This window comes from Pantoea sp. E956-1 (assembly GCF_982223955.1).
On record NZ_CEUYZP010000004.1, the window covers coordinates 1 to 14,398 of the forward strand.

15 protein-coding genes and 1 other annotated feature are annotated in these 14,398 nt (G+C 52.8%); of the genes, 5 read left to right on the forward strand and 10 right to left on the reverse strand.

Annotated elements, in window-relative coordinates; all coding sequences use genetic code 11:
* Positions 1-382: 382 nt before the first annotated feature.
* The 3 genes from clpB to rluD all read right to left on the reverse strand — a co-directional run bounded on the left by clpB (position 383) and on the right by rluD (position 4,787).
* Positions 383-2,968 carry an ATP-dependent chaperone ClpB gene (clpB, locus tag AC0T7J_RS12555; protein WP_473794612.1) on the reverse strand — a complete coding sequence of 862 codons (2,586 nt, stop codon included), beginning with the start codon at positions 2,966-2,968 and terminating at the stop codon, positions 383-385.
* Positions 2,969-3,081: 113 nt separating this feature from the next.
* Positions 3,082-3,810, reverse strand: a complete 729-nt coding sequence (gene yfiH, locus AC0T7J_RS12560; RefSeq protein ID WP_473794614.1) for a purine nucleoside phosphorylase YfiH — start codon at positions 3,808-3,810, stop codon at positions 3,082-3,084.
* The gene (gene rluD / locus AC0T7J_RS12565; protein ID WP_010248442.1) at positions 3,810-4,787 is read right to left on the reverse strand and encodes a 23S rRNA pseudouridine(1911/1915/1917) synthase RluD; all 978 of its coding nucleotides are present in this window, start codon (positions 4,785-4,787) and stop codon (positions 3,810-3,812) included. Before rluD ends, yfiH begins: the two co-directional genes overlap by 1 nt.
* A gap of 129 nt (positions 4,788-4,916) precedes the next feature.
* Between rluD and bamD the strand changes: the two genes are divergently transcribed.
* The 4 genes from bamD (at position 4,917) to pheA (ending at position 7,677) form a co-directional block, all read left to right on the forward strand.
* On the forward strand, positions 4,917-5,648 hold the full coding sequence (gene bamD, locus AC0T7J_RS12570; RefSeq protein ID WP_010248444.1) for an outer membrane protein assembly factor BamD: 732 nt from the start codon (positions 4,917-4,919) through the stop codon (positions 5,646-5,648).
* 281 nt (positions 5,649-5,929) lie between these two features.
* On the forward strand, positions 5,930-6,265 hold the full coding sequence (raiA, locus tag AC0T7J_RS12575) for a ribosome-associated translation inhibitor RaiA (protein WP_003849030.1): 336 nt from the start codon (positions 5,930-5,932) through the stop codon (positions 6,263-6,265).
* Between the two features lie 101 nt (positions 6,266-6,366).
* Positions 6,367-6,491, forward strand: a sequence feature (Phe leader region).
* Positions 6,368-6,415: a pheA operon leader peptide PheL gene (gene pheL / locus AC0T7J_RS12580; protein ID WP_193555295.1), complete on the forward strand. Its 48-nt coding sequence runs from the start codon at positions 6,368-6,370 to the stop codon at positions 6,413-6,415. It overlaps the preceding feature by 48 nt.
* A gap of 22 nt (positions 6,492-6,513) precedes the next feature.
* Complete coding sequence (gene pheA / locus AC0T7J_RS12585) at positions 6,514-7,677, forward strand: bifunctional chorismate mutase/prephenate dehydratase (protein WP_473794616.1); 1,164 nt, start codon at positions 6,514-6,516, stop codon at positions 7,675-7,677.
* 56 nt (positions 7,678-7,733) lie between these two features.
* Here the strand turns inward: pheA and tyrA are convergent, their stop codons facing one another.
* Positions 7,734-8,855, reverse strand: coding sequence for a bifunctional chorismate mutase/prephenate dehydrogenase (tyrA, locus tag AC0T7J_RS12590; RefSeq protein ID WP_473794618.1), 1,122 nt, complete (start codon positions 8,853-8,855; stop codon positions 7,734-7,736).
* A 5-nt stretch (positions 8,856-8,860) separates the two neighbouring features.
* A complete protein-coding gene (locus tag AC0T7J_RS12595; RefSeq protein ID WP_031594468.1) occupies positions 8,861-9,940 on the reverse strand; it encodes a 3-deoxy-7-phosphoheptulonate synthase in 1,080 nt (359 codons plus the stop codon).
* A gap of 287 nt (positions 9,941-10,227) precedes the next feature.
* On the opposite strand from AC0T7J_RS12595, the gene AC0T7J_RS12600 reads away from it, so the two are divergent.
* Positions 10,228-10,764, forward strand: a complete 537-nt coding sequence (locus tag AC0T7J_RS12600; RefSeq protein WP_473794620.1) for a GNAT family N-acetyltransferase — start codon at positions 10,228-10,230, stop codon at positions 10,762-10,764.
* A gap of 97 nt (positions 10,765-10,861) precedes the next feature.
* On the opposite strand, the gene rplS is transcribed toward AC0T7J_RS12600, so the two are convergent.
* The 5 genes from rplS to ffh form a co-directional block, all read right to left on the reverse strand.
* Positions 10,862-11,209 carry a 50S ribosomal protein L19 gene (gene rplS / locus AC0T7J_RS12605; protein ID WP_003849035.1) on the reverse strand — a complete coding sequence of 116 codons (348 nt, stop codon included), beginning with the start codon at positions 11,207-11,209 and terminating at the stop codon, positions 10,862-10,864.
* Positions 11,210-11,253: 44 nt separating this feature from the next.
* Positions 11,254-12,018, reverse strand: coding sequence for a tRNA (guanosine(37)-N1)-methyltransferase TrmD (gene trmD / locus AC0T7J_RS12610; protein ID WP_473794622.1), 765 nt, complete (start codon positions 12,016-12,018; stop codon positions 11,254-11,256).
* A gap of 35 nt (positions 12,019-12,053) precedes the next feature.
* Positions 12,054-12,602, reverse strand: a complete 549-nt coding sequence (rimM, locus tag AC0T7J_RS12615) for a ribosome maturation factor RimM (RefSeq protein ID WP_473794624.1) — start codon at positions 12,600-12,602, stop codon at positions 12,054-12,056.
* A gap of 18 nt (positions 12,603-12,620) precedes the next feature.
* Positions 12,621-12,869, reverse strand: a complete 249-nt coding sequence (gene rpsP / locus AC0T7J_RS12620; protein WP_003849041.1) for a 30S ribosomal protein S16 — start codon at positions 12,867-12,869, stop codon at positions 12,621-12,623.
* A 142-nt stretch (positions 12,870-13,011) separates the two neighbouring features.
* Positions 13,012-14,373, reverse strand: a complete 1,362-nt coding sequence (gene ffh, locus AC0T7J_RS12625; RefSeq protein ID WP_473794626.1) for a signal recognition particle protein — start codon at positions 14,371-14,373, stop codon at positions 13,012-13,014.
* Between the last annotated feature and the right edge of the window lie 25 nt (positions 14,374-14,398).

Sequence of the window (14,398 nt, forward strand, 5' to 3'; positions counted from 1 at the left end):
TTTTTTACGTCCGGAGACGCTGATATCAATCCTGCGAGTGCCCACACAGATTGTCTGATAAATTGTTAAAGAGCAGTGCGAACAGTGCGTTAGCGTCCTGTCGCGAGGTGGCGTATATTACGCTTTCCTCCTGCAGAGTCAACCTCTATTTCAGAAGTTTTTCTCCGGCGGCGCAGCCTCCTGTGCCTCTCAACCCGCTTTCCGTTGCCGGTGTTCCGTGTCGATGGAGGCGCATTATAGGGAACGGCTCAGATAGCGCAAGTGCAAATTGAGACTTTTTTTCTGACCGTTCACTTTGCACTCAAAGGGAGTAATAAATAAGCAAAAACCCCTCAAAAGGGCAAAAAAAACGGGCCAGAGGCCCGTTTTTGATTCAACACCCTTACTGATGTGCAGTGATGATGTTGTTCTCCACATCCATTTCGATGGTTTTGCCTGGCACCAGCGAACCGGCAAGGATCTGCTGAGCCAGCGGGTTCTCGATCTGCTGCTGTATCGCACGTTTCAGCGGACGAGCACCGTAGACCGGATCATACCCGTTCTCCGCCAGCAGTTTGATCGCATCATCAGAGATGTGCAGCTGATAACCCCGTTCATCCAGACGTTTGTACAGCCGCTGCAGCTGAACCTGCGCAATGGACGCAATATGTTTCTCAGCCAGCGGATGGAACACCACCACCTCATCAATACGGTTGACGAACTCAGGACGGAAATGCTGTCCGACCACACCCATTACGATATCTTTCATTTCCGGGTAACTGAGATTGCCGAACCGCTCCTGGATTAAATCTGATCCCAGGTTAGAGGTCATAATCACCACGCTGTTACGGAAATCGACCGTCCGGCCCTGCCCATCCGTCAGACGCCCATCATCCAGCACCTGCAGCAGAATGTTGAAGACATCAGGATGCGCTTTCTCTACTTCATCCAGCAGGATGACCGAATAAGGCCGACGGCGCACAGCTTCGGTCAGATAACCGCCCTCTTCATAGCCGACATAACCCGGAGGTGCACCCACCAGCCGTGATACTGAGTGTTTTTCCATAAATTCAGACATGTCGATACGAACCATCGCATCGTCACTGTCGAACAGGAAGTTAGCCAGCGCTTTACACAACTCCGTCTTACCGACCCCGGTTGGCCCCAGGAACAGGAAGGAACCGATAGGCCGGTTTGGATCAGAGAGGCCTGCGCGACTACGGCGAATAGCATTTGATACCGCCTCAACCGCTTCATCCTGTCCGATGACCCGGCCATGTAAGTCCTGCTCCATGCGCAGTAACTTATCGCGTTCACCTTCCATCATTCGTGCGACCGGGATACCGGTCCAGCGTGCCAGCACATCGGCAATCTCCACATCGGTTACCCGGTTACGCAGTAACTTCATGGTCTTGCCTTCCGCCTGAGTCGCTGCGGCTAACTGTTTTTCCAGTGCCGGAATTTTACCGTACTGCAGCTCTGACATCTGAGCAAGGTCACCCTGGCGACGGGCCTGCTCTAAATTCAGTCGCGCCTGCTCAAGTTCAGCTTTAATATTCTGAGTACCGGAGAGAGAGGCTTTTTCTGTCTTCCACTCATCTTCCAGCTCGGCATATTCGCGCTCTTTCTGATTCAGCTCGGTTTCCAGCATCTCCAGACGCTTAATACTGGCATCGTCCGCCTCTTTCTTCAGCGCCTGCTGCTCCAGCTTCAGCTGAATGATACGGCGCTCCAGGCGATCCAGTGACTCCGGCTTTGAGTCCATCTGCATACGAATGCTGGAAGCTGCCTCATCGATCAGGTCAATCGCTTTATCCGGCAGCTGCCGGTCAGCAATATAACGATGAGACAGGGTTGCCGCCGCGACAATCGCCGGGTCAGTGATCTGCACATGGTGATGCAGTTCATAACGCTCTTTCAGACCACGCAGAATGGCGATGGTATCTTCCACACTTGGCTCAGCCACAAAGACTTTCTGGAAACGACGCTCCAGCGCGGCATCTTTTTCAATGTACTGACGATACTCATCAAGCGTAGTGGCACCCACACAGTGCAGTTCACCCCGCGCCAGCGCAGGCTTAAGCATATTGCCGGCGTCCATCGCACCGTCCGCTTTACCGGCGCCCACCATAGTGTGCAGTTCGTCGATAAACAGAATAACGTTGCCTTCCTGTTTCGACAGGTCACTCAGCACCCCTTTCAGGCGCTCTTCGAATTCACCGCGATATTTCGCCCCGGCCACCAGCGCGCCCATATCCAGCGCCAGCACCCGACGACCTTTCAGCCCCTCAGGCACTTCACCGTTGATGATGCGCTGCGCCAGCCCTTCAGCAATCGCAGTTTTACCCACACCTGGCTCACCAATCAGCACCGGGTTGTTTTTAGTACGGCGCTGCAGAACCTGGATGGTGCGGCGAATCTCTTCGTCACGACCGATAACCGGATCGAGTTTGCCCTTCTCAGCCCGCTCGGTCAGATCGATAGTGTATTTTTTTAAAGCCTGGCGCTGATCTTCAGCCCCCTGATCGTTCACGTTGTCTCCTCCCCGCATCTGTTCAATCGCACTGGTGATTTTTTCACGCGTTGCGCCCGCTGCCTTGAGCAGATCGGCCAGTGAACCGCGAGATTCCAGCGCGGCCAGAACAAATAATTCGGATGAAATAAAGTTATCGTTGCGCTTCTGCGCCAGCTTGTCACACAGGTTTAATACCCGCACAAGGTCAGATGAGGGTTGTACATCCCCTTCACTGCCCTCAATTTGTGGCAGGCGATCAATGGCCTGCTCAACCTGAGTGCGAAATGGCGTAACGTCGACACCGGCTGAAGTCAGTAAAGGTGAAACCGATCCGCCTTCCTGTTTGAGCAAAGCGCTCATCAGGTGCAGAGGTTCAATGAATTGGTTGTCGTGTCCCAGAGCCAGGGACTGCGCGTCGGCGAGAGCCAGCTGAAATTTGTTAGTAAGACGATCCAGACGCATAATTCCTCCCATTACAGGTCAAAATGCTACTGGAGATTAAATGAGGTCATCCCTCAAAATTTCAAGGTTAATGACCTGAGATTTGAGTAAAAAATACGCTAACTGGACCGTCTTATGGCGTAAGGTTATAACAGCCAGATCAAAGTTGCCATACGCCCGGTGATCCCATCGCGGCGGAAGGAGAAGAAATCGTCGCGCTGCGTAAAGGTACAACGGCTGCTGGCGCTGACTGAATTTACGCCCGCTGCCTGCAGTCGCATCCGCGCCAGCAGCCAGATGTCGGCGTAAAAGCGGTCGCCTGATGGACGGAAAGCCTGCACAGCGCGGGCATCCTGAGCCATAAAGGCCTGACGCACTTCGGCACCGACCTCAAACGCATCAGGTCCGATTGCCGGTCCAAGCCAGACATGAATCTGATCAGGCGGCGAACGAAACTGCGCCAGCGTATTTTCCAGTACACCCGCACAAAGTCCGCGCCAGCCTGCATGTGCCGCCGCCACTTCCGTGCCATCCTGCGAACAGAAAAGGACCGGAAGACAGTCAGCGGTCATGATGGCGCAGACGACGCCGGGCTGATCGGTAATAGAGGCATCAGCACGTAATGGCGTACTTCCCCCTGCAGCCAGACGCACAACCTCAGTGCCATGAACCTGATCCAGCCACTGCGGCATGGCAGGCAAACCTGCCTCTTCCAGCAGCAACTGCCGGTTACGCGCCACCGCATCCGGATTATCCCCCACATGCCCGCCAAGATTCAGTGCATCCCAGGGCGATGTGCTGATGCCGCCCTGTCGCTGCGTCGAGCAGGCCCGAACGCGTGACGGAGCGGGCCATTGAGGAGTAATCAGATTCATCACCAATTCAACTGGTCTTTAAATTCTTCAGTGTCTGCTTTTAACGCCGCGATTAGATCAACCATGTCCTGCGGAAGCGCAGCATGGAATTCCATTTCAATCCCGCTGATGGGGTGATAGAGGCGCAACATCGTGGCGTGCAGTGCCTGACGATCGAAACCGCGCAGCGTAGTAATAAATGCCTCTGACGCGCCTTTTGGCGGACGCGGACGGCCACCGTAAAGCGGATCGCCCACCAGCGGATGGCTGATGTGAGACATATGTACACGGATCTGGTGAGTACGGCCGGTTTCCAGACGCAGGCGCAGACGGGTATGGGCCCGGAAGTGCTCCATGATGCGGTAATGAGTAACCGCCGGTTTACCCATTGGGTGTACCGCCATGTGGGTGCGTTTAGTTGAGTGACGGCTGATAGGCTGCTCAACGGTGCCGCCCGCAGTCATATTGCCAATCGCAACCGCTTCATATTCACGGGTGATTTCGCGACGCTGCAGCGAGTCCACCAGATGCGTCTGAGCCGGAACGGTTTTCGCGACCACCATTAAACCGGTGGTGTCTTTATCCAGGCGGTGTACGATGCCCGCGCGCGGCACATCCATAATCGCCGGATAGTGATGGAGTAAGGCGTTTAACACCGTGCCATCCGGATTACCGGCGCCAGGGTGAACCACGAAGTCGCGTGGTTTGTTGATGACAATAATGTCTTCATCTTCATAAACGATGTCGAGTGGCAGATTCTGCGGTTCCCAGCGCTGCGCCTCCTCGATCTCAGCGTCAATCGCGACCAGCTCGCCGCCCAGCACTTTTTCTTTAGGTGTATCGACCATGACGCCGTTTACAGTAACGCGACGATCGAGGATCCACTCTTTTATGCGAGAACGTGAATAATCAGGGAACAATTCCGCCAAAGTCTGATCTAAGCGTTGTCCGAGTTGTGATTCGGATACCGTTGCGGTGAGTTGAACTTGTTGTGCCATATACAGCTTCTTCGTTAACGTTGGGTTTTCACGGCGATGCCGTTTAATATAATGTGCTATCGTACCTGGTCATTACCGGGAGCTATACGGACAGCTTCCGCCATAACATTTGAGGATAATCACTTCGTCATGACGCGTATGAAACATCTGGTGGCTGCTGCCACACTGAGCCTGGCACTTGTTGGTTGTTCCGGCTCAAATGACGCGGTACCGGACAGCCCGCCTTCTGAAATCTATGCTACAGCGCAGCAAAAGCTGCAGGACGGTAACTTTAAAGCTGCGATTAAGCAACTGGAAGCGCTGGATAATCGTTATCCGTTCGGTCCTTATTCGCAGCAGGTGCAGCTGGATTTAATCTACGCGTACTATAAAAATGCCGATCTGCCCCTGGCGCAGGCTGCCATTGCTCGCTTTATGCGTCTGAACCCCACGCATCCGAACATTGACTATGTCATCTATATGAAAGGTCTGACGGACATGGCGCTGGATGACTCCGCGCTGCAGGGCTTCTTTGGTATTGATCGTTCTGACCGCGATCCGACGCACGCTCGTGATGCTTTCCGCGACTTCTCTCAGCTGCTGCGGAGTTACCCGAACAGCCAGTATGCGGCTGATGCTCAGAAACGCCTGGTCTATCTGAAAGACCGTCTGGCTAAATATGAGCTGTCAGTGGCGCAATTCTATACTAAGCGTGAGGCTTATGTCGCGGTTGTTAACCGTGTCGAAGGTATGATGCGCGATTATCCGGATACGCAGGCAACACACGATGCCCTGCCGCTGATGGAAAATGCTTACCGCAATCTGCAGCTGAACGCTGAAGCCGATAAAGTGGCGAAAATCATTGCAGCTAACAAAAGCTGATAGCCAGACAGATTTTCAGCCATAAAAAAAGCAGCCTCTCAGGGCTGCTTTTTTTTGTTCACAGAACAGTCAGATTTGGATCTGATCTCAGCGAGCTAACTCATCAAGCATGCCGTGTTAATCGTTTCGCTTCAAGCCATTTCGGCCAGTTTCTCTGCCTTTCTCACAGAATGTTGTGGCTGACAAAAAGTGACATTTTTTCGTGATCGAAATCCCACATTGAACGCTTTTTCGCGCTATGCTGAGAAGACCAAGACGGAAATGACAGAGAGGTAAGAACGATGATTCTGAACATTACCAGTAAACAAATGGACATCACTCCGGCAATCCGAAGCCATGTCGAAGACCGTCTCGCCAAGCTCGAAAAATGGCAAACCGACCTGATTAATCCGCATATTGTCCTTTCCAAAGAGCCCAAAGAATTCGTGGCTGACGCCACTATTAACACACCTAACGGGACTCTGGTGGCCAGCGCCAAGCACGATGATATGTATACCGCTATCAACGATTTGATTGCCAAGCTCGAGCGTCAGCTGAATAAAGTTCAGCACAAGTCTGAAGCACGCCGCGCCAGTGCCAGCGTGAAAGACATCATTCCCGCCGACGAAGAGTCCTGATTTTCTTAACGCTGTTTCTTAACGCGCCTCCGGGCGCGTTTTTTATTGACAGCTTTTAAGCAGTACGGTTACTCTCAGGTCACTCTCTTTTCGGACATGACAATGAAACCTGATCTGTTTTTCTTCGCTTTCTTTTTTACCTTCCCCTGAACGGGAGGCCATTCGTCGTGTGAAAATGAAAGCGAAGACGAACACCGAAGCCTCCCAACCGGGAGGCTTTTTTTTTGGATAGCATACAGGTGAGCCCTATGAATCCCGATAATCCATTGCTGGCGCTACGCGATAAAATCAGCGCCGTGGATAAAAAACTTCTTACGCTGCTGGCCGAGCGTCGTTTGCTGGCAGTGGAAGTTGCACAAGCGAAACTGGCGACGCATCGCCCGATTCGGGATGTGGAGCGCGAACGCGCGCTACTGGAGAATCTCATCGTGCTGGGTAAGGCACACAACCTGGATGCGCACTACATCACCCGTCTGTTCCAGCTGGTAATTGAAGATTCCGTGCTGACTCAGCAAGCGCTGCTGCAAAAAAACCTCAACCATCCCCATGCGCATGCCGCCCGTATCGCCTTCCTGGGCCCGAAAGGCTCTTACTCACATCTTGCAGCACGTAACTACGCGTCGCGCCATTTCGATAGCATGGTGGAGTGTGGCTGCCTGAAGTTTCACGACATCATCAAACAGGTCGAAAATGGCGTGGCTGATTACGCCGTGATGCCGATTGAGAATACCAGTTCAGGCTCGATCAACGATGTCTACGATCTGCTGCAACAGACCAGCCTCTCAATCGTGGGCGAGCTGACATTGCCTATCGACCACTGCGTGCTGGTGAATGGTTCCACCGATCTTCAGCAGATTGAGACGGTTTACAGCCACCCTCAACCGTTCCAGCAGTGCAGCCAGTTCATTAATCGTTTCCCGCACTGGAAAATCGAATATACCGAGAGTACCGCGGCAGCGATGGAGAAAGTGGCTGCGCTCAACTCACCCAAGGTGGCGGCGCTGGGCAGTGAAGCCGGTGGCGAACTCTATCAGCTGCAGGTGCTGGAACGTAATCTGGCGAATCAGCAGCAGAATCACACCCGCTTTATTGTGCTGGCCCGCAAAGCAATCGAGGTTTCTGACCAGGTACCAGCGAAAACCACGCTGATTATGGCAACCGGCCAGCAGGCGGGTGCGCTGGTCGACGCGCTGCTGGTGCTGCGTCAGCACAACCTGATTATGAGCAAGCTGGAGTCCCGCCCGATTAATGGCAATCCGTGGGAAGAGATGTTTTACATTGATGTGCAGGGCAACCTGCAATCGGAGCGGATGCAGCAGGCGCTGCAGGAATTACAGACCATGACCCGCTCTCTGAAGGTCCTGGGCTGTTACCCCAGTGAAAATGTGGTGCCCGCTGAACCTGGCGAATAAAAAGAAGAAAAAAGGCATCCACAAGGATGCCTTTTTCATTGATGAATGGCTGTTATTTATGGGCGGCTGTCATTGGCCGATCGCAGCAGGCTTCGGCTTTCGATCAGGAAGCGTTTTGCGTGATCGCCAAACCACTGTTCAACCCGGTTAAAGCTGGCGATAAACGCCTGCTTGTCGCCCTGCTCCAGCAGCGCAATCGCTTCACCAAACCGCTGATAATAGCGTTTGATCAGCGCCAGATTACTCTCTGAAGACATGATGATATCCGCATAGAGCTGCGGATCCTGAGCGAACAACCGCCCCACCATCGCCAGTTCCAGCCGGTAAATTGGTGACGAGAGCGCCAGCAGCTGATCCAGATTGACGTTCTCTTCGGCTAAATGCAGACCATAAGCGAAGGTAGCAAAGTGACGCAGCGCCTGAATGAATGCCATGTTCTGGTCATGCTCAACAGCGCTGATACGATGCAGACGCGCACCCCAGACCTGAATCTGCTCCAGGAACCACTGATACGCTTCCGGTTGTCTTCCATCACACCAGACCACCACCTGTTTTGCCAGGCTGCCGCTGTCCGGGCCAAACATCGGATGCAGACCCAGCACAGGCCCGTTATGGGCAGCCAGCATAGCCTGCAGAGGCCGGTTTTTGACCGACGCCAGATCGACCAGAATACAATCTTCCGGCAGTGGTGGCAGTTGGGCAATCACCTGCTCGGTCAGGTGAATCGGCACGCTAATGATCACCATTCCGGCATCGCTGAGCAGAGTCTCCGCCTGAGGCCAGTCCTCTTTATCCAGCGTTTTAACCGTATAGCCTGATAGCCCGAGCATTTTTTCAAACAGCCGGCCCATCTGGCCTTTGCCCCCGACAATCACCACCGGGCGCAGTTCAGGGCAGAGGGTTTTAAAGCCTTTGTCATTCTCGCTGGTATAGGATTCGCGCATCACGCGACGCAGCACATCCTCAATCAGATCCGGTGGTACGCCGAGCGCTTCAGCCTCTTTGCGACGGGAAGCCAGCATCGACGCTTCACGCTCAGGCACATAGATAGGCAGGCCGTAACGGCTCTTAACCTCACCTACCTCGGCCACCAGTTCCAGTCGTTTAGCCAGCAGGTCAAGCAGCGCTTTATCAACACAGTCAATTTGATCGCGTAACGCGGTCAGTTCAGCCACCATTGCTCTTACACCTCTTGTGACAGACGCGCCGACAGCACTCCCTGCAGATCCTGATGCATTTCACGCAGCAACGTTTCGGTCACTTCCCAGTTGATGCATGCATCGGTTACGGAAACGCCATACTTCATTTCGCTGCGTGGCTGCTCAGAAGACTGATTACCTTCATTGATATGGCTTTCCAGCATCAAACCAATGATTGAACGGTTCCCGTCTTTGATCTGCGCAATAGCGGATTCCGCTACGCCAGGCTGACGGCTGTAGTCTTTGTTCGAATTACCATGGCTGCAATCTATCATTAAGGCTGGACGCAGTCCCGCCTTGAGCATCTCTTTTTCACACTGCGCGACATCTTCAGGGCCGTAGTTCGGCGCTTTGCCGCCACGCAGGATCACGTGACCATCCGGATTGCCCTGAGTCTGCAGCAGACAGACCTGACCGGCCTGATTGATCCCGACAAAGCGGTGTGGCATTGCGGCAGCACGCATCGCATTGATTGCCGTTCCCAGACTGCCATCGGTGCCATTTTTAAAACCTACCGGCATCGACAGGCCTGAGGCCATTTCACGGTGCGTCTGAGACTCGGTGGTACGTGCACCAATGGCAGACCAGCTGAACAAGTCACCCAGATATTGCGGGCTATTAGGATCCAGCGCTTCAGTCGCCAGAGGCAAACCCATTTCAACGAGGTTTACCAGCAGCTGGCGCGCAATGTGCAGACCTGCTTCCATATCAAACGAGTTATCCATGAAAGGATCGTTGATCAGCCCTTTCCAGCCGACGGTAGTACGAGGTTTTTCAAAATAGACGCGCATCACGATAAAGAGCTGATCTTTCAGCTGTTCGGAAAGGGTTTGCAGACGACGAGCATATTCCAGTGCCACTTCGGTGTCGTGAATTGAGCAGGGTCCGCACACTACCAACAGACGCGGATCGCGGCCCGCAATAATGTCTGAGATAGTCTGGCGTGATGCCGCGACCTGATCCTGCTGTTCAGTGGTCAGTGGAAACTTCGCTTTCAGCTCTTCAGGCGTGATTAGTACCTGTTCACCGGCGATATGCACATTGTTCAGCGCGTCTTTTTGCATGATGGCGATCCTTTGGCTCGTATTGGCAGTCATGGACTCCTCACTGAGGAATGCAAATACTGTATCACAGGCAATACATAGCGCAATATTTTATGTACACTTTTATTACCACGAATCAAAGTACGCGCGAAATTTAATTAAAATACATATTAAATCATGCAGTTATAAATAATACTCAACCACAAAAACCAGACTAAATCGTACAATTAAGTTTACAGTTAGGCTTGTTGCGTTTCTGCTATCCACAGGCAAAATGAAAGAATCATTCTGTTCGCGCTGAGAGAGTTATGCACCCATCACCACAAAATATTTATCTGCGACCTTTTGAGCTCAGCGACGTACCCGCGTTTACCATTGCGGTTAATGCCTCACTGGATAGCCTCATCCCGTGGATGGTCTGGGCTCATCACGATTATCAGCCTCATGAAGCGGAAAGCTGGATCCGCTTTACTCACTGGCAACGGATGAGGGAGGAAGCGGAAGAATTTGCGATCGTTGATCAGCATGACCAGTTGCTGGGAGGCGCAGGAATACGTTTTGCCCGTCATCCGGGTGACACCAGCGCAATTGGCTACTGGGTTCGCAGTGATGCACAGCGTCAGGGGATCGCCACCCGAGCCGTAACCGCATTACTGACGCTGGGGTTTTCACGCCCGGAGCCCCGGATGATTGAGATTCTGGCGGCAGAGGATAACCTGGCCAGTCGGGGCGTGGCTGAGAAGTGCGGTGGTCAGTTCATTGGCTGTCGCTATGGCCTGATCGTATTAGAGGAGGGGCCGGTTAATACCGCGATTTATCATTTTCAGCGGCCAGATGCCGGTTAACTGTAGGCAGCAGGCAGGCAGTAACATAAAAAAAGGGGCTGGCATCACGCCAACCCCTTGTTTGCTATTAACTTTTAGATGTCGCGTTAGCGATACCTTAGTTAAGACGCTCTTTAATACGAGCAGACTTACCAGTACGCTCACGCAGGTAGTACAGTTTGGCTTTACGCACAGCGCCACGACGTTTAACAGCGATGCTGTCAATTACAGGTGAATGAGTCTGGAATACACGCTCAACGCCTTCGCCGTTAGAAATTTTGCGAACAGTGAATGCAGAGTGCAGACCGCGGTTACGGATAGCGATAACCACGCCCTCGAATGCCTGCAGACGTTTTTTAGAACCTTCAACGACCCATACTTTCACTTCCACGGAATCACCCGGGCGGAAGGAAGGTACGTCCTGTTTCATCTGCTCTTGTTCAATTTGCTTGATAATGTTGCTCATAATTAAATCTCATATCCTGGGTAAACTGATAGTCGGGGAAGAACTTACTCTTCCACATCATCGTTTTGTTGCTGCTGAGATTCCCGCTGGAACTCATTCAGCAACCTTGCTTGCTCTTCAGTCAGAGCCAGGTTTTCCAGAAGTTCAGGTCTTCTCAGCCAGGTACGGCCTAGCGACTGCTTCAGACGCCAGCGGCGAATATCAGCATGGTTGCCTGACAGTAACACTGTCGGGACCTCCACGCCGTCTAACACTTCAGGTCGGGTATAATGCGGACAATCCAGCAACCCTTCAGAGAACGAATCCTCATCGGCTGACGCCTGCTTGCCGAGAACGCCAGGAATAAACCGGGCGACTGCGTCAATCATCGTCATCGCTGGCAGTTCCCCGCCGCTGAGAACGTAATCACCGATTGACCATTCTTCATCAATTTCGGTCTGGATTACGCGCTCATCAATCCCTTCATAACGGCCACAGACCAGAATTAGCTTGTCCCGTGCCGCCAGTTCGCAAACGCCCTGTTGGTCCAGTTTACGACCCTGAGGTGAAAGATATATCACCCTGGCCCCATCACCTGCCGCTGCTTTCGCTGCGGAGATGGCATCCCGTAAGGGTTGTACCATCATCAGCATTCCCGGTCCGCCGCCGTAAGGACGATCATCCACGGTACGGTGCCGGTCGTGCGTGAAGTCACGAGGACTCCAGCTCTGAATGCTGAGCAGACCGTTTTTTACAGCCCGGCCAGTTACCCCGTAATCGGTAATAGCGCGAAACATTTCTGGAAACAGGCTAATAACACCAATCCACATTGTATTCGCCGTTACGTTACCGTTCGATTCGGAGATCAAAAACCAGGATCCCAATCTACCTCAATGACGCCAGTAGAGAGATCGACTTTCCTGATAACCTGTTCATCAAGAAACGGAATTAACCGCTCCTGAGCACCGAATGCATCCTTCAGGTTTGCCTTAACGACGAGAACGTCGTTCGAGCCGGTTTCCATCATATCGATGACTTTACCCATCTCGTAGCCTTCGAGGTTGATTACCTGGCAGCCCATAAGGTCTTTCCAGTAGTAGTCGCCCTCTTCCAGCGATGGCAACTGCGTCGAGTCAACCTGAATTTCGCAATTGGTTAACTGAGCCGCCGCATCCCGATCTTCAATGCCTTTGACTTTGATGATCAGGTCCTGATTGTGGTGCTTCCAACCGTCCAGTTCGACCTGCTGCCATTTACCGGCGCGCTGGATGAACCAGGGTTGGTAGTTGAAGATGCTTTCAGCGTCTTCAGTGGAGGAAAACACTTTGAGCCAGCCGCGAATACCGTAGGCGGCTCCCATCTTACCCAATACAATCGGGTTAACAGGAGGCTGTGCGGCAAGTTGTCTGCTCATGCTCACCACCGTGACAGATTAAGCTGCTTTCTTAGCTTCTTTGACCAGCGCGTTAACGCGATCAGAAAGCGTTGCGCCCTGGCCAACCCAGTGCTCGATACGATCCAGATCAAGACGCAGACCTTCAGCCTGACCAGATGCGATCGGGTTGAAGAAACCAACGCGCTCGATAAAACGACCGTTGCGTGCATTGCGGCTGTCAGTGACGACGACCTGATAGAACGGACGCTTTTTAGCGCCGTGACGTGCCAAACGAATTGTTACCATAACATCCTCTTCAGTTAATAAAACACCCGGCCCCCATCGAGGAACGGGGTCCGGGTGCTGTATAAAAAGCCCGAAAATTTTACTCATTTTGGCGAAAAAAGCAACCTAAACCGTGCCATTTCGGGCTTTTTTGTGGAACGCTTTAGCGGCCAGGAAAACCTGGCGGCATCATACCCTTCATGCCGCGCATCATTTTCGCCATACCGCCCTTCTTCATTTTCTTCATCATACGCTGCATGTCGTCAAACTGCTTCAATAAGCGGTTAACGTCCTGCACCTGCATACCGGAGCCGGTCGCAATGCGGCGCTTGCGTGAGCCTTTGATGATTTCTGGCTTCTCACGCTCTTTGCGTGTCATCGAGTTGATTATCGCTTCCATGCGCACCAGCACTTTATCGTCCATCTGCGACTTCACGTTGTCAGGCAGCTGTCCCATACCGGGCAGTTTGCCCATCAGACTGGCCATGCCGCCCATGTTGCGCATCTGCTTCAACTGCTCAAGGAAGTCGTTGAGATCAAAACCGTCGCCGGTTTTGAGCTTTTTAGCCAGTTTCTCCGCCTGATCGCGGTCAACCTTGCTTTCAATATCTTCGATCAGGGACAGTACGTCACCCATGCCGAGGATACGCGAAGCAATACGCTCCGGATAGAACGGCTCAAGGGCTTCAGTTTTTTCACCGACACCCATGAATTTAATCGGCTTACCGGTGATATGACGAATCGACAGCGCCGCACCACCGCGTGCATCACCGTCAACCTTGGTCAGAATAACACCCGTCAGCGGCAGCGCTTCATTAAACGCTTTAGCCGTATTTGCCGCATCCTGACCGGTCATGGCATCGACCACAAACAACGTTTCTACCGGCTTGATTGCGGCATGAACCTGTTTGATTTCGTCCATCATCGCTTCGTCAACGTGCAGTCGACCTGCGGTATCCACCAGCAGCACATCGTAGAACTTCAGACGTGCTTCACGCAGCGCATTATTGACGATATCAACCGGTTTCTGGCTGAGATCGGAGGGACAGAAATCCACACCCACCTGCTGTGCCAGCGTTTCCAGCTGTTTGATTGCCGCCGGACGATAGACGTCGGCAGAAACCACTAAGACTTTCTTTTTGTGCTTCTCGCGCAGGAATTTACCCAGCTTAGCGACGCTGGTCGTTTTACCGGCACCCTGCAGGCCCGCCATCAGGACTACGGCTGGCGGCTGCGCTGCCAGATCGAGTGCATTGTTCTCAGCACCCATCGCCGTAACCAGTTCGTTACGAACGATTTTGATAAATTCCTGACCCGGTGTCAGGCTTTTATTCACATCATGACCGACCGCGCTCTCTTTCACACGGTTGATGAAGTCACGCACCACGGGCAGCGCAACGTCAGCTTCAAGCAGTGCCATGCGCACTTCACGCAGGGTCTCTTTGATGTTCTCTTCAGTCAGCCTTCCGCGGCCGCTGATATTTCGCAGGGTTTGCGACAAACGATCGGTTAAATTATCAAACATGGTCTCTCACTAAAAAAAAGATCGC